16 protein-coding genes are annotated in these 19,448 nt (G+C 48.0%); 10 read left to right on the forward strand and 6 right to left on the reverse strand.

Annotation, left to right across the window (positions count from 1 at the left end; genetic code table 11):
- The first annotated feature begins 164 nt into the window (after positions 1 to 164).
- From truA to ACTHTK_RS07635, 9 genes are all read left to right on the forward strand, one after another.
- On the forward strand, positions 165 to 1,010 hold the full coding sequence (gene truA, locus ACTHTK_RS07595; protein ID WP_107724143.1) for a tRNA pseudouridine(38-40) synthase TruA: 846 nt from the start codon (positions 165 to 167) through the stop codon (positions 1,008 to 1,010).
- 313 nt (positions 1,011 to 1,323) lie between these two features.
- Positions 1,324 to 2,385, forward strand: a complete 1,062-nt coding sequence (porB, locus tag ACTHTK_RS07600; protein ID WP_107724144.1) for a trimeric porin PorB — start codon at positions 1,324 to 1,326, stop codon at positions 2,383 to 2,385.
- 489 nt (positions 2,386 to 2,874) lie between these two features.
- Entirely contained in the window at positions 2,875 to 5,148 is a 2,274-nt protein-coding gene (locus ACTHTK_RS07605) for a 4Fe-4S binding protein (RefSeq protein WP_440378560.1), read from the forward strand.
- Positions 5,149 to 5,256: 108 nt separating this feature from the next.
- Positions 5,257 to 7,224 (forward strand): TAT-dependent nitrous-oxide reductase, encoded by a 1,968-nt coding sequence (gene nosZ, locus ACTHTK_RS07610; protein ID WP_036493194.1) that lies wholly within the window; start codon positions 5,257 to 5,259, stop codon positions 7,222 to 7,224.
- 198 nt (positions 7,225 to 7,422) lie between these two features.
- Complete coding sequence (locus tag ACTHTK_RS07615; protein ID WP_371459861.1) at positions 7,423 to 8,802, forward strand: nitrous oxide reductase family maturation protein NosD; 1,380 nt, start codon at positions 7,423 to 7,425, stop codon at positions 8,800 to 8,802.
- Positions 8,803 to 8,858: 56 nt separating this feature from the next.
- On the forward strand, positions 8,859 to 9,758 hold the full coding sequence (locus tag ACTHTK_RS07620; RefSeq protein WP_107724146.1) for an ABC transporter ATP-binding protein: 900 nt from the start codon (positions 8,859 to 8,861) through the stop codon (positions 9,756 to 9,758).
- A complete protein-coding gene (locus tag ACTHTK_RS07625; RefSeq protein WP_107724147.1) occupies positions 9,755 to 10,585 on the forward strand; it encodes an ABC transporter permease in 831 nt (276 codons plus the stop codon). The genes ACTHTK_RS07620 and ACTHTK_RS07625 overlap by 4 nt, the downstream gene beginning before the upstream one ends.
- Positions 10,582 to 11,076 (forward strand): nitrous oxide reductase accessory protein NosL, encoded by a 495-nt coding sequence (locus ACTHTK_RS07630; RefSeq protein ID WP_070695420.1) that lies wholly within the window; start codon positions 10,582 to 10,584, stop codon positions 11,074 to 11,076. The genes ACTHTK_RS07625 and ACTHTK_RS07630 overlap by 4 nt, the downstream gene beginning before the upstream one ends.
- Positions 11,077 to 11,195: 119 nt before the next feature.
- Entirely contained in the window at positions 11,196 to 12,221 is a 1,026-nt protein-coding gene (locus ACTHTK_RS07635; RefSeq protein WP_107724148.1) for an FAD:protein FMN transferase, read from the forward strand.
- A gap of 591 nt (positions 12,222 to 12,812) precedes the next feature.
- Here the strand turns inward: ACTHTK_RS07635 and ACTHTK_RS07640 are convergent.
- From ACTHTK_RS07640 to ybeY, 5 genes are all read right to left on the reverse strand, one after another.
- Positions 12,813 to 13,724, reverse strand: a complete 912-nt coding sequence (locus ACTHTK_RS07640; RefSeq protein WP_063069214.1) for a MetQ/NlpA family ABC transporter substrate-binding protein — start codon at positions 13,722 to 13,724, stop codon at positions 12,813 to 12,815.
- 197 nt (positions 13,725 to 13,921) lie between these two features.
- Complete coding sequence (locus ACTHTK_RS07645; protein ID WP_107724149.1) at positions 13,922 to 14,608, reverse strand: methionine ABC transporter permease; 687 nt, start codon at positions 14,606 to 14,608, stop codon at positions 13,922 to 13,924.
- 1 nt (position 14,609) lies between these two features.
- Positions 14,610 to 15,347 (reverse strand): methionine ABC transporter ATP-binding protein, encoded by a 738-nt coding sequence (locus tag ACTHTK_RS07650; RefSeq protein WP_107724150.1) that lies wholly within the window; start codon positions 15,345 to 15,347, stop codon positions 14,610 to 14,612.
- Positions 15,344 to 16,186 carry an HlyC/CorC family transporter gene (locus tag ACTHTK_RS07655; protein WP_070843481.1) on the reverse strand — a complete coding sequence of 281 codons (843 nt, stop codon included), beginning with the start codon at positions 16,184 to 16,186 and terminating at the stop codon, positions 15,344 to 15,346. The genes ACTHTK_RS07650 and ACTHTK_RS07655 overlap by 4 nt, the downstream gene beginning before the upstream one ends.
- 1 nt (position 16,187) lies before the next feature.
- The gene (gene ybeY, locus ACTHTK_RS07660; RefSeq protein ID WP_440378561.1) at positions 16,188 to 16,703 is read right to left on the reverse strand and encodes an rRNA maturation RNase YbeY; all 516 of its coding nucleotides are present in this window, start codon (positions 16,701 to 16,703) and stop codon (positions 16,188 to 16,190) included.
- Positions 16,704 to 16,821: 118 nt separating this feature from the next.
- On the opposite strand from ybeY, the gene hemC reads away from it, so the two are divergent.
- Positions 16,822 to 17,757, forward strand: a complete 936-nt coding sequence (hemC, locus tag ACTHTK_RS07665; protein ID WP_440378562.1) for a hydroxymethylbilane synthase — start codon at positions 16,822 to 16,824, stop codon at positions 17,755 to 17,757.
- A 62-nt stretch (positions 17,758 to 17,819) separates the two neighbouring features.
- On the opposite strand, the gene trhP is transcribed toward hemC, so the two are convergent.
- The gene (gene trhP, locus ACTHTK_RS07670) at positions 17,820 to 19,175 is read right to left on the reverse strand and encodes a prephenate-dependent tRNA uridine(34) hydroxylase TrhP (protein ID WP_070646281.1); all 1,356 of its coding nucleotides are present in this window, start codon (positions 19,173 to 19,175) and stop codon (positions 17,820 to 17,822) included.
- Between the last annotated feature and the right edge of the window lie 273 nt (positions 19,176 to 19,448).

Consider the following 19,448-nt stretch of genomic DNA (forward strand, 5'->3'; position numbering starts at 1 on the left):
ATTTTGGCTGAGTCTATTATTGGTTGGGTAAGATTTCAGCTTTATATGATGGTTGAAGATGAAGGCCGTCTGAAATACAAAATGGAGGCGTGTGTTAATCACGCCTTTTTAATATTTGTTACTTGAGCGTAGGCAACAATATCAATTTACAAGAAGTATAAGAAATGACTGAACAAGTAAATACAACAGGGCATCTGGTGCAGCGCTGGGCTTTGACCCTCTCTTATGACGGTAGTCGTTTTTATGGTTGGCAAAAACAGGCTGGAGATTTGCCGACTGTTCAGACGGCCTTAGAGCAGGCGTTGTCTTCAATAGCAGAGGAGCAAATTAATACTATTGTTGCGGGAAGGACGGATACGGGTGTGCATGCAACTGCCCAGGTAGTGCATTTTGATACATCAGTAAATCGTCCGGAGCAAGCATGGGTGCGGGGGGTCAATGCACATTTGCCTGATGGTGTTGCTGTGTTGGTTGCGCAAAAAGTTGCACCTCATTTCCATGCCCGATTTGATGCTTATGGCCGTCATTATCGTTATTTATTGGAATCCTCACCGGTTCGTTCTCCATTATTGGTTGGTAGAGTAGGGTGGACGCATTTGAAATTAGATTTAAATCTGATGAGGCAGGCTGCTGCCTTATTGGAGGGGGAGCATGACTTTTCTAGCTTTCGAGCAGCTGAATGTCAGGCGAAATCTCCTGTAAAGACACTATATAGTACAAGTATTAGTGGAACTGCTCGCTATCTGTGCCTTGATTTGCATGGAAATGCATTCTTACATCATATGGTACGCAATATTATGGGAGCATTGGTGTATGTGGGTAGTGGCAGAATCAGTGTGGATGAGTTTGAGTCAGTCTTTCATGCAAAAAGTAGATTGAAGGCTCCGCCAACTTTTATGTCAGATGGCCTGTATTTAACAGGTGTTGACTATCCTGATGAGTTTGGCGTGAAGAAACTATCGTTACCCGAGTGGATGAGCGTTCTAGGTAATGATTTTCAGACGGGCTAACTGCGGATTGTTGGTATAAAAGCAACAAAATAGCTGGATTGATGTGTAAATTAATAAAGTGTTGTAAAAATGCACAATTGGTTTTAAAAGAAATTTATCATTGATTTTAAATAATAAATTTCATTTTTTTAGGCTGTGTTTGCCTTTGCTGGGTTTCAAGGGTGGTGGGGGTGGATTGAATAAAGTTTGTTTTTTTAGAGAGGAGCAATTATAGTAACAGTCATGGAATCGCTGATTCCAGCGATAATGTAAGCCTAAGCGGATTGTCCGGTCTGCTTAAGTTATTTCTTCACAATAGAAAAGGAATACAGCAATGAAAAAATCTCTGATTGCTCTGACTTTGGCAGCTCTGCCTGTTGCAGCTATGGCTGATGTGACTCTGTACGGTCAAGTTAAAGCCGGCGTTGAAATTTCTAAAGTAAAAGTGGGTAAAGCTACTTCTAAAACTGCTACTGAGATTGCTGACTACGGTTCTCGCATCGGCTTCAAAGGCCACGAACATTTGGGTAGCAACTTGAATGCTATTTGGCAAGTTGAACAAAACACTTCTATCGCCGGTGGTGACTCTGGTTTTGCTAACCGTGAATCTTTCATCGGTTTGGAAGGTGGTTTCGGTAAAGTTCGTGCCGGTAACCTGAACACTGCTCTGAAAGACAGCAGTGACAGCTTCGACCCTTGGGAATCTGGTGCCGCTAACGCAGATGCTCTGCAACTGGGTAAAATTAAACGTGTAGATACTCGTAAAGTATCTGTACGTTACGACACTCCTGTATTTGGTGGTTTCAGTGCAAGCGTACAATACCAACCTCGCGACAATGCTAACCCTGGCGACAAATACACTCACACTGTGAAAAGCCGTGAATCTTACGATTTGGGCCTGAACTACGAAAACTCTGGCTTCTTCGGTCGTTATGCTGGTTCTTACGCTAAACGTGCTGACTTGGATGCTGGCTACTTGGATGCATTCAACAGCAACACTACTTTGGCTGCTGGTGCTTACAAAGATCACCAAGCACACCGTCTGACTGCTGGTTACGATGCTAACAACCTGATGGTTGCTGTTGTAGGTCAATACGAAGGCTTCAAAGCTGATGTAGCTGGTGCTAAGAAAAACGAACGTACTGAAGTTGGTGCGACTGCTGCTTACCGCTTCGGCAACGTAACTCCTCGTGTTTCTTACGCTCACGGCTTCAAAGCTAAAGAAGATGGCGTAAAACAAAAAAACAGCGCTTACAACCAAGTTATCGTTGGTGCTGACTACGACTTCTCTAAACGCACTTCTGCCCTGTTGTCTGCCGGCTGGTTGAAAGAAGGCAAAGGCGACTACAAATACGAGAAAACTGCTGGTACTGTTGGCCTGCGTCACAAATTCTAATCTGGCTTAAGATTAGTCTGAAAAAAGAGCCTGTTTTATACAGGCTCTTTTTGTTTTTGTAAGAAATGTATTTTGTCATTGCAGGGGTAGGTTAAAGTATTTTCGATATTCGTTTTCAGACGGTCTATGGAAATTTAAGTCAGGTTCTATTCTATTTAATATATGCTAAATGAAATTTCAGAAATTGTTTTGAGTATTATTATAAATAAGTTAATAATATAGGGATGATTCTTGGATTGAGTTGATTTTCCTATGTTTCATGCCTAATAATAAAAGGTTCATCTAATGTAGTTCTAAAGTATTATTAGTATGTAGAATCTGATTTTAAGATTTGTAAACTTGATTTTAATCAAATTATTGCTGATAGATGATTCATATAATATAAGTGTTTAGAGTATCGATATATCGGGAATAGCCATGTCCTGTCTTGAAATGAAGTGCTTAAGTGGCATTTGGAAACGAATCCTTGTGCTGTTTGCTGTATTTTCTATGATGATAGTAAGCCTGCCTGCTTACGCGGAACGCTTGCCTGATTTCTTGGCAAAAGTTCAGCCGTCTGAAATTTTCCCAGGTGCTGACCGCTACGGTAAGCCTGAAGGTAAGCCTTTGGTTGCTCGCGTATACAAGGGCGAAGAGCAGCTTGGCTTGGTTTATATCACGACTGATGTGGTCAATACGCGCGGTTATTCGAGTAAACCGATCGATACGATGGTTGCATTGGCCAATGATGGCACTATTGCCGGCGCAAAATTGGTTGAACACCATGAGCCGATTATGTTGATCGGTATCCCGCAATCCCGTGTCGATAAATTCATTGACAAATATATCGGCTTAAATTTTATTAAAAACCCACCTCAACCAGGTGTTGCACCAGGGGATATTATTAGTGGTGCGACTGTAACCCTGATGGTCATCAATGACAGTATTCAGCGCTCTGTTAAAGCAGTAATCCATCAATATCATTTGGGTACAGATAAAGCAGTCCAAGCCGGTACGGCAGCTGCTTCCGGCGAACAGTCTGCCGAACCTGCCGTTCAAACTCGTCCGCGTCGTGTTGCCAATCAAGACAAACAAGATATCCTGTCATGGAATGCGCTTTTGGAACAAAAAGCCGTCGGTCATCTGCATATTTCTATCGACGAAATCAATAAACTGTTTGAGAAAAGCGGTAAAGCAGGTGTGGCAGATCATGCGGAGCAGGGCGATGGTAACGATACATTTATTGATCTGTATGTTGCCTTAGTCAGCCAACCTTCCATCGGTAAAAGCCTTTTAGGTGAAGCCGGTTGGAACAACCTGCAAAAACGTTTAAAACCTGGCCAAGAAGCCGTGATGGTGGCCGGCGAGGGTCGCTATTCTTGGAAAGGTTCGGGTTATGTCCGCGGCGGTATCTTTGACCGTATTGAAATGATTCAAGGCGATACCAGCTTCCGCTTTACTGATGCGCAACATGAACGTGTAGTTGCTTTATCCGCCGAAGGTGCGCCCGCATTTAAAGAAGTTTCTTGGTTCACCATCCCTGAAGGTGTGGAATTTGATGGTGCCGAACCATGGCGTTTGCAATTAATGATTCAACGTGTATTGAGCGTAAATGATAAGGCATTTGTAACTGCCGATTTGGATTATGAATTGCCAAAAGGCTATTACGTTGACGATCCTAAAGCACCTCCGGTTGAAATCAGCGCACCGGTTGAGCCGGTGGCTGCGGCAGCCTCTGCTCCGGAAGAAAGTACAGGTATTGCAGAGGATGCAACGGCTGAGGAAGGCGTATCCAACCAACTTTGGAAACAGGTTTGGAAAGCCAAACAAGGTCAAATCGTGGTTGTCGGTATTGCTTTGACAATTCTTCTGTTGGTATTCCTGTTCCAAGACTGGATTGTCCGTTACGAAAAATGGTATGACCGATTCCGTCTCTGTTTCCTGATCTTTACGCTGTTTTATATCGGCTGGTATGCTCAGGCACAATTATCGGTAGTGAATACTTTGACGTTGTTCTCAGCCATTTTGACTGAATTCCACTGGGAATTCTTCCTGATGGATCCGCTGGTATTTATTTTGTGGCTCTTTACGGCGGCAACCATGCTGTTGTGGAACCGCGGTACATTCTGTGGATGGCTGTGTCCTTTCGGTGCATTGCAAGAGTTAACCAACCGTATCGCCAAAAAATTGGGTCTGAAACAAATTACAGTGCCACACTTGTTGCATACCCGTCTGAGCGCGATCAAATATGTAATTTTCTTCGCTTTGTTGGCAATTTCCCTGTACGATTTGGGTACGGCTGAAAAATTTGCTGAAATTGAGCCTTTCAAAACTGCAATTATTTTGAAATTCATGCGTGAATGGTGGTTTGTTCTGTTCGCCGCCGCGTTGCTGATTGCAGGCTTGTTCATCGAACGTTTCTTCTGCCGTTATCTGTGTCCTTTGGGTGCAGGTATCGCATTGCCGGGCCGCTTCCGTGTGTTTGATTGGCTGCGCCGTTATAAAATGTGCGGTAATCCATGCCAGATTTGTACACATGAATGCCCAGTACAGGCAATTGCACCTGAAGGCGACATTCATCCGAACGAATGTATTCAATGTCTGCATTGTCAGGTAATGTATCATCACGATACGCGTTGTCCTCAAGTAGTGGCAACGAATAAGAAAAAACAAAAACAAGCGGCGGCAAAAGCTGAACAGCATGATGCGGCAGCAACGCAAAATGCCCAAGAACAAGTCGTCCAGTTTGTTAAAAAAGAATCGGCAATCAGTGTCGACAAGTAGTAATTTATCAATAAAAAAGAGGGCTGTATCGGCAGCCCGACTTAGAAAGTTTTTCATCGGCAGGCCGTCTGAAAAATCGGCCGCCGGATTTTATCCAAGGAGTGTCGTATGTCAGACGAAAAATTAGAACAAAACGGCTTAAGCCGTCGTTCATTCTTAGGTACTGCCGCTGCTTCCGGTGCAGGTATTGCCGGTGCCGGTTTGTTGGGCTTGGCTGGTTGCTCTAACGGCGAGGGTGATAAAGCTGCTGCTTCCGGTGCTGCACCTGCCGAGAAAGCCGCTGCTCATTCTGCCGAGCCGGGCAAACAAACTTCCGAAGTCGGTCCGGGCGAACTTGACCAATACTACGGTTTCTTGTCAGGCGGTCAATCAGGTGAAATGCGCTTGATTGGCGTACCTTCTATGCGTGAGTTGATGCGTATCCCTGTATTCAATATGGACAGCGCTACCGGTTGGGGTCGTACCAACGAGAGCCTGCGTATTTTGAATGAAAAAATTACGCCGGAAACCCGTAAATTCCTGCAAGACAGCGGTCTGCGCTGCTACCCTAACGGCGACTTGCACCACCCGCACTTGTCTTTTACCGATCAAACTTACGACGGCCGCTATGCATATGCCAACGATAAAGCAAACAACCGTGTTTGCCGTATCCGCTTGGATGTGATGAAAACCGATAAAATCGTTGAAATTCCAAACGTTTCAGGTGTTCACGGTCTGCGTCCTCAACGCTATCCGAAAACCGGCTACGTATTTGCCAACGGCGAGCATATCGTTCCTGTTGATGGCGTAGGCAAATGGGATGATCCTAAAACTTGGAATGCCGTTTATACTGCAGTTGACGGCGAAACCATGGACATCGCATGGCAAGTATTGGTAGACGGTAACTTGGATAATGGCGATGCCGACTACCAAGGTAAATACTCTTTCTCTACCTGCTATAACTCTGAGCGTGCTCTGACTGTACAAGGTGCATCTTCCAACGAGCAAGACTGGTGTGTGGTATTTAACCTGGCCGCCATCGAAGAAGGCATCAAAAAAGGCGACTTCAAAGAAGTTAACGGCGTGAAAATGTTGGACGGTCGTGCGGAAGCCAACTCTCCATACACTCGTTACATCCCGGTTCCTAACTCTCCTCACGGCTGTAATGCAAGCCCTGACGGCAAATACATCATGCTCAACGGTAAACTGTCTCCAACCGTTACCGTATTGGATGTCAGCAAACTGGATGACTTGTTTGCAGGTAAAATCAAAGAGCGCGATGTTGTTGTAGCCGAGCCTCAACTGGGTCTTGGCCCATTACACACTGCATTTGACGGTCGCGGCAATGCTTATACTACATTGTTTATCGACAGCCAAATGGTGAAATGGAACATTGACGATGCGATTAAAGCCTATAAAGGCGAGAAAATCGATCCGATCAAACAAAAACTCGACGTTCACTATCAACCGGGCCACAACCACACTACCATGGGCGAAACCAAAGAAGCCGACGGTAAATGGTTGGTATCTTTGAACAAGTTCTCTAAAGACCGCTTCTTGAATGCCGGTCCTTTGAAACCTGAGTGTGACCAATTGATCGATATCTCCGGCGACGAAATGCGTCTGGTGCATGACAATCCGACTTTTGCCGAACCACACGACTTGTGCTTGGTTGCCGCGTCTAAAGTGAACCCAAGCAAAACTTGGGACCGCAAAGACCCATGGTTCTGGCAAGAAGCTTTGGAACAAGCTCAAAAAGACGGTGTTGAGCTGGAAAAAGCTGCCAAAGTCGTACGTGAAGGCAACAAAGTACGCGTGTACATGACTGCCGTTGCGCCTGCTTACAGCGTTCCTCAATTTGAAGTGAACCAAGGCGACGAAGTTACCGTATATGTAACCAACGTTGAGACCATTGAAGACTTGACTCACGGCTTTACTTTGGAAGGTTATGGCATTGCTATGGAGATTGGCCCGCAAGCTACATCTTCTGTAACCTTCAAGGCTGTCCGTCCAGGTGTACACTGGTACTACTGCCAATGGTTCTGCCACGCATTGCACATGGAAATGTCTGGCCAAATGATTGTTAAACCAAAATAATTTCGGTTTGATGATTTAATTCTTCAGGCCGTCTGAAAAAACATTCTTTCAGACGGCCTTTATAGCAAAGTTGTTTGTCGGCCGATATGGCCACAAAATGAAAGCCATCATCAGACAGCTTTGCTATAACACCAAAATACCTGTTTCCGCATCGGTTTATCATGCGGCAAGCAGGCCGTCTGAAACAGAGATATGATTATGACGCACACACAAATCCATCGTTCCAAATGGCAACGTGCCGCACTCGTATTGCTGCTTGGCAGCATGGTTCAGACGGCCTTTGCCGCAGTCATCAACGTATCCGCACAAGACAATCTCAATGATGCTTTGGCGCGCGCCCAAGCCGGCGATACGCTCAAGCTTGCCTCCGGTGCATACAAAACCAAACTCTATATCGACAAACCCATTACCATCGAAGGCCCTGCCGACCGTTCCGCCAAGATTGTCGGCGACCGGAGCGGGAGGACGGTTGCCGTTCATGCGCCTGATGTAACTTTGCGCAATCTGACTGTTTCCCATTCCGGCATGAGTTTGCCAGCAATGGATGCCGGTATCTATTTAGAAGAGACGGCAACGCGCGCACTGGTGGAGCATAACAACATCATCGACAATTCCGTCGGCGTGTATATTCACGGTGCGGCAGAATCCATGGTGCGGGAAAATAAAATCATCGGCGATGCAACCCTGCGCGTCAACGAACGCGGCAACGGCGTAACCGTCTGGAATGCGCCCGGTGCGCAAGTGGTCGATAACGATATTTCCAAAGGCCGTGACGGTATTTTTTCAAATACCAGTACTCATAATACCTACAAAGGCAACCGCTTTAGCGACTTGCGCTTTGCCGTCCATTATATGTACACCAATGACAGCGAAGTCAGCAACAATATCTCCGTCGGCAACAACATGGGTTATGTGCTGATGTTTTCCGAACGCCTGAAAGTGTATGGCAACATTGCCGTTGGCAGCCGCGACCAAGGCATTATGCTCAACTACGTCAATTATTCCGAAATTCACGATAATGTGATCAACAAGGCAGGCAAATGCGTGTTTGCCTACAATGCCAACTACAATAAAATTTTCGACAACCATTTTGAAAACTGTCAAATCGGTATTCACTTTACCGCGGCCATTGAAGGCACAAGCCTGTTCAATAATTCGTTTATCAACAACGAAAGCCAAGTCAAATACGTCAGCACCCGTTTCCTTGATTGGGGCGAGGGTGGTCGCGGCAACTATTGGAGCGATAACAGCGCCTTTGACCTTGACGGCGACGGCTTCGGCGACAGTGCCTACCGTCCCAACGGGATTATCGACCAAATCATCTGGCGCGCACCCGTCGCCCGGTTATTGATGAACAGCCCTGCCATCAGCATTGTCAAATGGGCGCAATCGCAATTTCCCGCCATCCTGCCTGGCGGCGTAATTGACAGCAAGCCTTTGATGAACCCTGTCCGCAATAAAACGACAACCAAATACGAAGCCATGAAGGACGAATTGCTGCATGAAGCAAAAACGCACCAATCCGAATGGGGTAATGCCGAAAACGGTGCGCTGACAGGCGGAAATGCCAATATGTAACCTTTCAGACGGCCCAATATCAAAGGCCGTCTGAAACATTCACTAGAGGAATATCCATGAGCAGTACCAACCACGTTGAATTGAGAAACGTGACCAAGCAGTTTGGCAGCCAAAAGGCCGTCAATCAAGTCGATCTGGTTCTCAAGGCTGGCGAGAGCGTCGGCATGGCAGGACACAACGGTGCAGGCAAATCTACCATTATGAAGCTGATACTCGGCCTGATTACGCCGACCAAGGGCGAAGTGATGCTTTTGGGAGAGCCGACCGGCAGTAAAGCAGGGGCGCAGCGTCGCAGCCAAATCGGTTACCTGCCTGAAACGGTTGCATTGCACCCTTCATTGACCGGTATCGAAACCATGGATTTCTATGCCAAACTTAAAAAACAGCCCCTGAGTAAAAACCGCGAATTGCTCGAGCGTGTCGGCATTTCCCAGGCCGCACGCCGCCGCGTCGGCACTTACTCTAAAGGTATGCGACAACGCCTCGCTTTGGCACAAGCCTTGTTGGGCGAGCCTAAAGTTTTATTGTTTGACGAGCCGACTACCGGCCTTGATCCGGCTTCACGTCAAATGTTTTACGAAGTTGTGCGCGAACTCAATGGGCGCGGTGCAACCGTATTGCTCAGCACCCATGCACTGGCCGAGCTTGACGGCCACGCCGATCGCATCATCGTTATGAAAAACGGCGTGAAAGTTGCCGACGGCAGCATGGATGAGTTGCATGTTCAAAGCGGCCTGCCGCTGACCGTCAACGTCTGCTTGAAAGAAGCGCGCCCGTTGAGCGAGCGTTGGCATCTGCTTTCAGACGGCCTGTCATATCAAGCACAATGTAAAGCAGAAGAGCGTATGGCTCTTTTGAGCGAATTGGGTGATTTGGGCAGTCTTGCCTACATCGATATCCACACGCCTACACTTGACGATATGTACGCGCAATTCTTGAAGAGGGAAGACGTATGAACCCCGTTTGGATTATTACCGGCAAAGAAGTCCGCGACAGCCTGCGCAACCGTTGGGTTCTTGCCGCCGCACTTTTGCTTGCCGCATTGGCACTGTCATTAGGCTTTCTCGGCAGCTCGCCTACCGGTTCGGTCAAGGTTGATCCCTTGACGGTAACCGTAGTCAGTCTCTCTAGCCTGTCGATTTTCCTGATTCCGCTGATTGCGATGTTGCTCTCTTATGATGCACTGATTGGCGAAATCGAGCGCGGTACAATGGCTTTGCTGCTAAGTTACCCCATCTCGCGCAACCAAATCCTTGCCGGTAAATTTATCGGCCACCTCATCATTCTTGCCCTTGCTACCACGGCAGGCTACGGATTGGCAGGTATTACCCTTCAGCTTGCCAACGGCGGTTTTGATATTGCCGCATGGCAGCCTTTCGCCCTCTTGATTGCTGCCAGCGTGATTCTTGGCGCAGCCTTTTTGTCCATGGGCTATTTGATCAGCGCAAAAGTTAAAGAACGCGGTACCGCCGCCGGTATCGCCATCGGCGTATGGTTGTTTTTTGTGGTGATTTTCGATATGGCGCTTTTGGGTGTTTTGGTTGCCGATACCGAACAAGTCATTACCGCGCCTGTAGTGGAAACCGTTCTTTTGTTCAACCCTGCAGACATTTATCGCCTACTGAACCTGACGGGTTACGAAAATACAGCCATGTATGCCGGCATGGCGGGTTTGAGCGAACAAATCAGCCTGACTATGCCGGTTTTGCTGACGGCACAGGTATTATGGGTTATCATTCCTTTGAATTTAGCCGCCTGGCTTTTCGGAAAGCGACAAATATGAGAAAAATATTATTGACAACCTTCACACTCATCGCATTGGCAGCCTGCAGCAAGCAGGACAACAGCCCTCCGCCTGCACCCCAACAAATCAGCGACAGCGCAGTGGGTCATTACTGCAGCATGAATTTGACTGAACACAACGGCCCTAAAGCGCAAATCTTCTTGAACGGCAAACCTGACAAACCAGTTTGGTTTTCCACCATCAAGCAGATGTTCGGTTATACAAAGCTGCCCGAAGAGCCTAAAGGCATTCATGTCATCTATGTTACCGATATGGGCAAAGTCAAAGATTGGGAAAAACCCAATGCTGACGCCGAATGGATAGATGCGAAAAAAGCCTATTACGTCATCGAAAGCAGCTTTATCGGCGGCATGGGTGCGGAAGACGCGCTTCCGTTTGCCGACAAGGCTCAGGCTGAAAAATTCGCCAAAGAAAAAGGCGGCAGAGTAGTCGGTTTTGCAGAGATGCCCGACGAATACATTTTCAAATAAAACAATCAATAAAAGGCCGTCTGAAACAGTTTCAGACGGCCTTTGTATTGGAAGCTGCCGATTGATGATTTAATGAATGCGGCTTTCAATGTAAAGATAAAAAATCCAAGGAATACTCCATGTCCACCCCTTTAACGCGCCGCCGTTTCCTTGCCATCGCCGCCACACTTGCTGCCGGTGTCGGCATTCCCTTTGCCATCAGCCGAAAAACCAATCGGCCGACTCATTTAGCCGGCCCGAATCAAGAAGGGCAGCCTGTTATCTGGAAAGGGATTGCATTAGGCTCAGGTGCAGAATTGCGTTTGTTCGGTATTGGGCGCAGGCAGGCGGAGATACTGGTCAACAAAGTATTGGCGGAAGTTTCACGGTTGGAAAAAATCTTCAGCCTGTATCGGGACGACAGCCTAATAAGCCGTTTAAACCGAGAAGGCCGTCTGAAAAATCCGCCATCCGATTTTTTACAGCTGCTCAGTATCAGCCGAGATATCCATCAGCTGACGCAGGGTGCATTTGATCCCAGCATTCAGCCATTGTGGAATCTGTATGCCGATCATTTCAGACGAAACCCTAAAACCGAAACGCCGCCATCTGAACGCAGTATCAAAGACACGCTCAAATTAGTGGATTTCAACAAAGTCGATTTTGATACCAAAGAAATCCGTTTTGCCCAAAAAGGCATGGGCCTGTCGCTCAACGGCATTGCGCAGGGCTATATCACCGACAAAGTAGCTGAATTGTTGAAGCAGCAAGGCGTTACCCAGGCATTGATTGATATGGGGGAGATTTACGGCTTTGATAATGCCAACCAGCGCGAGTGGAATGTCAGCATTCGCAATCCCGACCAAGAAGACCAAATCCTGACCACCATTGCCATGAAAAATCAAGCGTTTGCCACATCGGGCGGCTATGGCACGGTGATGGACGAGGCAGGCAAATTTACCCATCTGTTTGACCCGCGCACAGGAGGAAGCCAGCCGCGCTATAAAAGCATGAGCGTTATGGCGGAAAGTGCGGCAGTTGCCGATGCTTTTTCTACCGCATTTTCTATTATGGATGAAGCGGCCATCCGAGCAGCGGCCCAAGTTAAAAAGGCACAGGTTTGGCTGGTGATGCCGAATAATGAATTGAAGAAGATTGGAGACTGAGGGAAGGGCGGCCTTGCCTGCGATTTTGACTATGTGTATAGGACAGGGAAGGCTTGGTTGCTGAAAAAATGGAGGATAAAAAAGAAGGGCTGCCCAAGGGGGCAACCCTGAAACTCTTGCAGCTGGGAGTAATTAGCAAGAGATTACGACACTTAAAACAAAAATTCACTCATTTCAAAGCACGAAGCTTTAATATCTAAGCAAAACGGTATTTCGACCGCTCAAACCCCTTCGATACGGAGAAACACAACATATATGGGAAAATCCGACAAAGTGGTTTGAAGCAATTCAGATGAACGGTCTGTAATGCAGATAACCGGATGTCTTTAGATGAACGGTATAATATCAGGATAAGCGGAACATTACTAGTGAATATTATAAAAAAATAGAATAATTCATTTAGTGATTGATTATATTGAATAAAAACATAATTTCTTATTGAACTTTTTTACAACATATTGATTTGGTTTTAAAAAGGGAATTGTGTAAGTATTTGGTGTTAATCAAAAAACTTGTTTTGAGCTTTGAAAATAGATAATCAATAGAAAAAGGCCGTCTGAATGTTCAGACGGCCTTTTTTCAAAAAGTCACTTATTTGGTTGCAGAAGCAGTAGAAGCAGCTTCGGCTTGAGCACCTGCAGCTGCGTTTTCACCCCATGCAGCAGGATATTTGTAACCGGCAAAGCGTTTTTGTGAGTAGGCTTTGAACTCGTCAGAGTTGTAGGCTTCGGTTACATCTTTCAGCCATTGGCTGTCTTTGTCGGCAGTGCGGACGGCAGACCAGTTAACGTAGGCAAAGCTTGGCTCTTGGAACAGGGCTTCGGTCAGTTTCATGCCGCTGCTCATGGCGTAGTTGCCGTTAACGATGGCAAAGTCAACGTCGGCACGGCTGCGTGGCAGTTGGGCGGCTTCAAGCTCTACGATTTGGATATTTTTTGGATTCTCGGCAATATCGTTTTTAGAAGCAGTCAGCGGATCAACGTCGGCTTTCAGTTTAATCCAGCCCAATTCGTTCAACATAACCAATGCACGGGCAAAGTTAGATGGGTCGTTAGGTGCAGAAACGCTGACGCCGTCTTTCACTTCGTCCAAAGATTTCAGTTTGCCAGGGTACAGGCCCAAAGGTGCAGTCGGTACTTGGAAGGCCTCAGTGATGTCGAGTTTGTGTTCTTTTTTGAAGTTGTCCAGATAAGGTTTGTGTTGGAAGATGTTGATGTCCAATTCGCCTTCAGCCAAAGCAAGGTTGGGGCGCACATAGTCGGTGAACTCGATCAGTTTGACTTTATAGCCTTTTTTCTCCAAAGCCGGTTGGATTTGGTCTTTAACCATATCGCCGAAGTCGCCGACGGTTGTACCGAAGACGATTTCTTTTTTCTCTGCGCCGTTGTCGGCAGAAGAAGCAGCAGAAGCAGCAGGCGCGCTGTCTTTTTGACCGCCGCAGGCAGCCAGTACGATGGCCAGCGCAGCGGCTGAAAGGGTTTTGAAGAATGTGTTGGTTTGCATATTTTGCTCCTGATGGATGATAAAACGGTTTAAGACGGCCTCAAGCTGCCGCCGTCAAAAAAAGAGGGATTGTAAATCTATTTTGGAAATATGAGGATGTTTTTTGTAAATTTATTTGGAATATATATCCTAATATGTTCTAAACAGATAACAGGCCGTCTGAAAAATAGTAAGTCCATTTCAGACGGCCTGTTTGCTTAACGTTTGTCCAGTTTGCGCGCCAATCTGTTGCCGATACCTTGAATCAGGATAACGAGTAAAACCAGGATGGCGACGATGAAAATGATGACTTCCATTTGATAGCGGTAGTAGCCGTAACGGATGGCAAGGTCGCCCAAGCCGCCGCCGCCAATCATGCCTGCCGCCGCGCTGTACGACAGAAGGCCGATAGCCAGTACGGTAATGCTGGAAACCATACCTGCGCGTGCTTCATTCAAAAGCACTTTGCAGATGATGCTCATGGGTGAGGCTCCCATTGCAGAGGCTGCTTCAATCACGCCTCTGGGTACTTCGCGCAGGTTTTGCTCGACCAGACGGGCGAAGTAGAACAGGCCGGATACGCTCAATACCAATGAGGCGGCAACTGGGCCGATGGTCGTACCGATGATGGCGCGTGTAACAGGAATCATGGCAATCATCAGGATAACGAAAGGAAACGCGCGCATCAGGTTGACAATGTTGTCCAAAAATAAATTCAGCTGTTTGTTGTAGTGCAACTGATGACTTGACGTCACAAACAGCAATACGCCCAAAATCGTACCGAAGATAACGGCGAAAGTAGTCGATAGGCCGACCATAATAAAGGTTTCGCCTAAGGCTTGGATAATTTCGCCTTTCATGCTGACGATGGTCTCAACAGCACTTTCAAATGTTAAATCTGCCATATTAGTCCTCTCGAATCAGCTCTTGCCCGATTTCGGATTGGGCATGGATTTGGTTGCCGTGTACTTCAACGATTTCCAGCAGACGGCCTTTGTCCAAGAGGGCGGCACGGTCGCACAGGCGGCGGATAACGCTCATTTCGTGGGTAACGATGACGATGGTTACGTTGAAACGTCGGTTGATGTCTTCCAAACATTTCAAAACGCTGCGCGTAGTGGCGGGGTCGAGGGCGGAAGTGGGTTCGTCGGCGAGGATGACTTGAGGTTGCGGCGCTAACGCACGGGCAATGCCGACACGTTGTTTTTGACCGCCGGAAAGTTGGGATGGGTAATGGTTGGCGCGGTCTTGCAAATCGACGATTTCCAAACATTCTTCAACACGCGCTTGGATTTTTTTAGACGGCCATTTGGCAATTTCTAAAGGAAAAGCAACGTTTTCGGCAACGGTACGGTTGCTTAATAGGTTGAACTGTTGGAACACCATGCCGATGTTTTGTCGGGCGTGGCGCAGTTGCGTGGCGTTGAGCGCGGTCAGCTCTTGGCCGCATACGCTGACGCTACCTGTATCCGGACGTTCCAATAAGTTAATCAGGCGCAGCAGGGTGGATTTGCCTGCGCCGGAATAGCCCATCAGGCCGAAGATTTCTCCCTGTTTGATTTCGAGGCTGGTCGGCTCGACGGCGACAAAGTCTTTGTTGTCGCGTGTTTGATAGTGTTTGGAGACGTGATCCAGAATAATCATGGTTTATCCGTGTTTTCTTTAATTCGTGTGGCCATCAGGGTGTGCAGACGGCGGTTGTCGGCGCGTGCGACGGTAAATTGCAGGCTGCCGATGATGACTTTTTCGCCGCGTACGGGCAGGTGCCCCAATTCTTGAATGACCAGGCCGCCGATGGTGTCGGCTTCTTCGCTGCTGTATTCCGTGCCGAAAAAGGCGTTGATGTCTTCGATTTCGGTTGCGGCGTGGATACGCCAGCGTTCGGAAGAAACGGCGTGGATATTGTCGGCGCTGTCGTCTTCGTCAAACTCGTCTTCGATGTCGCCAACGATTTGCTCGATGATGTCTTCAAAGGTTACCAGGCCGGATGTGCCGCCGTATTCATCAATGACAATCGCCATGTGGTTGCGTTGTTCGCGGAACTCTTTTAAAAGGGAAGCCAGTGATTTGCCTTCGGGAACGAAAACGGCAGGGCGCAAGACGGATTTAAGGTGGAACTGCTCGGGGTTAAACATATATTTGAGCAGGTCTTTGGCATGCAAAATGCCCAAAACCTCGTCTTTGTCTTCGCCGATGACGGGGAAACGCGAATGGGCGGTTTCGATGATGTAGGCTGTGATGCGCTCGATGCTGTCGTTTTCTTTCAATACGTTCATGCGGCTGCGCGTAATCATGGCATCACGCACTTCCAGCTCGGCAAAGTCCAATACTTTTTCCAGCCGGGTCAGTGTGTCGGCATCAAAAACTTCCTGTTCGTGCGCTTGGCGCAACAGGGTCAATACGTCTTCGGCGGAGTCGGGCTCGCCAGCAAGTCGGGAGATCAGGCGTTCGAAAAACTTGGGTTTCGACTGCGTACCGTCCATTTTAATATTCGTCCTCTTGGTAGGGGTTGGGGAAACCTGCCGCCAGCATCAGGCGGATTTCTTCGGCTTCCATTATTTCGGCTTCATCGTCTTCGATGTGGTCGTAGCCCATCAGGTGTAAAGTGCCGTGTATGGTTAGGTGGGCAAAATGCTGCTCGGGTGTTTTGCCTTGTTCGCTGGCTTCTTTCAAAACCACTTGCGGACAAATCACCAAATCGCCATACAGGCCGTCTGAAAACTGGTCGGGCAGGATTTCGCCTTCGTTGAGCGCAAAACTCAATACATTGGTGGCGTAATCTTTGCCGCGGTAGTCGCGGTTGTAGGCGCGGGCTTCTTCTTCGTCCAGAAGAATCAGGCTGATGTCAGCGCGGCGGTATTCGTTTTTCAAGGCAGACCATGCCCAGCGGTAAAAATCACGTTCGCTCGGAAGGTTGGCGGCGGAAGAGGCGTTTTCAAAATTCAGATGAAAACGTTGCCGCTGTAAGGATAAAAAAGGATATTTTTTGGCGCGTTTCATGTTGTCCGGAAAATTTGGTTTTTAGGTGTAAATATAACATATTCACCCCCATGCCGTCTGAAAAACCGCCCAAAATATGATAGACTTCATGCCGTTTTCCATCTATCAGGCAATCATTATGAACCCGAAAAAACTCGTTATCGCCAGTCGCGAAAGCCTGCTTGCCATGTGGCAGGCAAAACACATCCAAGGCCGTCTGAAAGCCCTGTATCCCGATTGCGAGGTCGAGATTTTGGGCATGACCACGCGCGGCGACCAGATTTTGGACAGAACTTTGTCAAAGGTCGGCGGTAAAGGCTTGTTTGTCAAAGAGTTGGAACAGGCTTTGTATGACGGCCGAGCTGATTTGGCCGTGCATTCGATTAAAGACGTGCCGATGGATTTGCCTGAAGGTTTCGCGCTTGCGGCCATCGGCGAACGCGCCAATCCGTTTGACGCATTTGTGTCCAACCAATACGCGCGTCTGGAAGAAATGCCCAAAGGCGCCGTCGTCGGTACATCCAGCCTGCGCCGCGAAGCCCAGTTGCGCGCGCGCTATCCGCATTTGGTTATCAAACCTTTGCGCGGTAATGTGCAAACCCGTTTGTCCAAACTCGATAACGGCGAATACGACGCGATTATCTTGGCCGCCGCCGGTTTGCAGCGTCTGGAATTGGATGAACGTATCCGCATGATTTTGTCGGAATCCGACAGCCTGCCTGCCGCCGGACAAGGCGCATTAGGTATTGAAATTGCAGCGCATCGCGAAGATTTATACGAAATCTTAAAGCCTTTGAACCACGATACCACACACGCCTGCGTTACGGCCGAACGTGCGTTGGCGCGCGCTTTGGGCGGAAGTTGCCAAGTGCCGCTGGCCGCATATTGCACTGAAGAAAACGGCTTGTTGACCTTGCGCGGCTTGGTCGGTCATCCTGACGGTTCGGTCATTTTGCAAGCGGATGCTCAAGCCCCTGCCGAATACGCCGATGCCTTGGGTCGTGCAGTCGCCAAAAAACTGGCGGATGATGGTGCGGAAGAATTGATTGCCGCAGTATTGCATGAACAGGCTTAAAACAGCATAGATCATTTAAAAGGCCGTCTGAAAGTTTCAGACGGCCTTTATTTTGTTGATGCTTAAGGATTCATAATCCGCGCAACCAAAGCTTTTTCTTTGCCCTGCATATTGGGGATTTTGACCTGAATGCCGTTGCCTGGTGCCACATCGACAGGCTGGCCTTTGCGGGTCATTTGTTCCAATTTGATGGTTTGGTTGCCGCTCGGGTGGATAATTTCGAGTGAATCGCCGATGGCAAAGCGGTTTTTGACTTCGATGGTCGCCCAGCCGTTTTCGTCAATTTCGGTAACGTGGCCGACATATTGGCTTTGTTTGGCAATCGAATGGCCACTGAGGTAGTTTTGGTAATCCTGGGTTTGGTGGCGCTCAAGGAAGCCGCTGGTGTAGCCGCGGTTGGCAAGGCCTTCGAGTTCGCTCAACAGGCTGTAATCAAACGGACGGCCTGCAACGGCATCGTCAATCGCTTTGCGGTAGGACTGGGCCACGCGTGCAACATAATAAAGCGATTTGGTGCGGCCTTCGACTTTGAGGCTGTCCACGCCGATTTTGGCCAGTTTTTCAACTACTTCGATGCCGCGAAGGTCTTTGGAGTTCATGATGTAGGTGCCGTGTTCGTCTTCCATAATCGGCATCATTTCGCCCGGGCGGTTGGACTCTTCAATCAGGAAAACTTTGTCGGCGTAGGGATGGCGTTTTTGACCGTTGATGCCTTCAAAGTTTTGGTTGGCTTCTTCTTGGGCTTTTTCAAAGTTGAAACCTTGCAGAAGTTGGGCGTCGCCTGCATCGCTTTCAGTGGCGTTGTGAACCTTGTAATCCCAACGGCAGGAGTTGGTGCAGGTGCCTTGATTGGGGTCGCGGTGGTTGAAGTAGCCGGAGAGCAGGCAACGGCCGGAGTAGGCGATGCACAATGCGCCGTGAATGAAGACTTCGAGTTCGATGTCGGGACATTCTTGGCGGATTTCGGCGATTTCTTCCATGCTCAACTCGCGTGATAGAATAATGCGTTCGACACCGATGTTTTGCCAGAATTTCACGCCCCAGTAGTTGGTGGTGTTGGCCTGAACGGACAGGTGAATCGGCATTTCCGGCCATTTTTCGCGCACAGTCATGATTAAGCCCGGATCCGCCATAATCAGCGCGTCGGGTTTCATGGCAATCAAGGGTTCCATATCGGAAACAAAGGTTTTGAGTTTGGAGTTGTGCGGCAGGGTGTTAACGGTCAAAAAGAATTTTTTGTTGCGCTCGTGCGCTTCTTTAATGCCTTGCTCGAGGACGTCGAGTTTGGCAAATTCGTTGTTGCGGGCACGCAGGGAGTAACGCGGGCTGCCGGCGTAAACGGCATCTGCGCCATAATCGTAGGCGGCGCGCATACGTTCGAGGCCGCCTGCAGGCAATAAGAGTTCGGGTGCTTTCATGTTTTATGCTTTTTAAAATGTTTTCAGACGGCCCTCAAGGGAAGAGGGAAGGCCGTCTGAAAGATGTTTGAAGAATGGGCGGATTATCCGCTGTTTTTGTGTTTCGGTCAATTTTGTGTCGGGTTTGCGCTTTGTTTTTTATACGGAAAATGTCCTATATGGGCAAAGGTAAAAGGGGGCTGCAATTCATTGGAAATGTAAAAAAAGCAGGGTTGGACGGAATAATTTAACAAAAAACCGTTCAAGCAATGTATTTTCTTGTAAAATATCAAG

The organism is Neisseria sp. P0006.S009 (genome assembly GCF_051962915.1).
In the GTDB taxonomy this organism is placed as follows: domain Bacteria; phylum Pseudomonadota; class Gammaproteobacteria; order Burkholderiales; family Neisseriaceae; genus Neisseria; species Neisseria subflava_E.

Bases quoted from the DNA above. Each gene is read 5' to 3' on its own strand.
- truA (WP_107724143.1), top strand. From the start codon at position 165: ATGACTGAACAAGTAAATACAACAGGGCATCTGGTGCAGCGCTGGGCT.
- porB (WP_107724144.1), top strand. From the start codon at position 1,324: ATGAAAAAATCTCTGATTGCTCTGACTTTGGCAGCTCTGCCTGTTGCA.
- ACTHTK_RS07605 (WP_440378560.1), top strand. From the start codon at position 2,875: ATGATGATAGTAAGCCTGCCTGCTTACGCGGAACGCTTGCCTGATTTC.
- nosZ (WP_036493194.1), top strand. From the start codon at position 5,257: ATGTCAGACGAAAAATTAGAACAAAACGGCTTAAGCCGTCGTTCATTC.
- ACTHTK_RS07615 (WP_371459861.1), top strand. From the start codon at position 7,423: ATGACGCACACACAAATCCATCGTTCCAAATGGCAACGTGCCGCACTC.
- ACTHTK_RS07620 (WP_107724146.1), top strand. From the start codon at position 8,859: ATGAGCAGTACCAACCACGTTGAATTGAGAAACGTGACCAAGCAGTTT.
- ACTHTK_RS07625 (WP_107724147.1), top strand. From the start codon at position 9,755: ATGAACCCCGTTTGGATTATTACCGGCAAAGAAGTCCGCGACAGCCTG.
- ACTHTK_RS07630 (WP_070695420.1), top strand. From the start codon at position 10,582: ATGAGAAAAATATTATTGACAACCTTCACACTCATCGCATTGGCAGCC.
- ACTHTK_RS07635 (WP_107724148.1), top strand. From the start codon at position 11,196: ATGTCCACCCCTTTAACGCGCCGCCGTTTCCTTGCCATCGCCGCCACA.
- ACTHTK_RS07640 (WP_063069214.1), bottom strand. From the start codon at position 13,724: ATGCAAACCAACACATTCTTCAAAACCCTTTCAGCCGCTGCGCTGGCC.
- ACTHTK_RS07645 (WP_107724149.1), bottom strand. From the start codon at position 14,608: ATGGCAGATTTAACATTTGAAAGTGCTGTTGAGACCATCGTCAGCATG.
- ACTHTK_RS07650 (WP_107724150.1), bottom strand. From the start codon at position 15,347: ATGATTATTCTGGATCACGTCTCCAAACACTATCAAACACGCGACAAC.
- ACTHTK_RS07655 (WP_070843481.1), bottom strand. From the start codon at position 16,186: ATGGACGGTACGCAGTCGAAACCCAAGTTTTTCGAACGCCTGATCTCC.
- ybeY (WP_440378561.1), bottom strand. From the start codon at position 16,703: ATGAAACGCGCCAAAAAATATCCTTTTTTATCCTTACAGCGGCAACGT.
- hemC (WP_440378562.1), top strand. From the start codon at position 16,822: ATGAACCCGAAAAAACTCGTTATCGCCAGTCGCGAAAGCCTGCTTGCC.
- trhP (WP_070646281.1), bottom strand. From the start codon at position 19,175: ATGAAAGCACCCGAACTCTTATTGCCTGCAGGCGGCCTCGAACGTATG.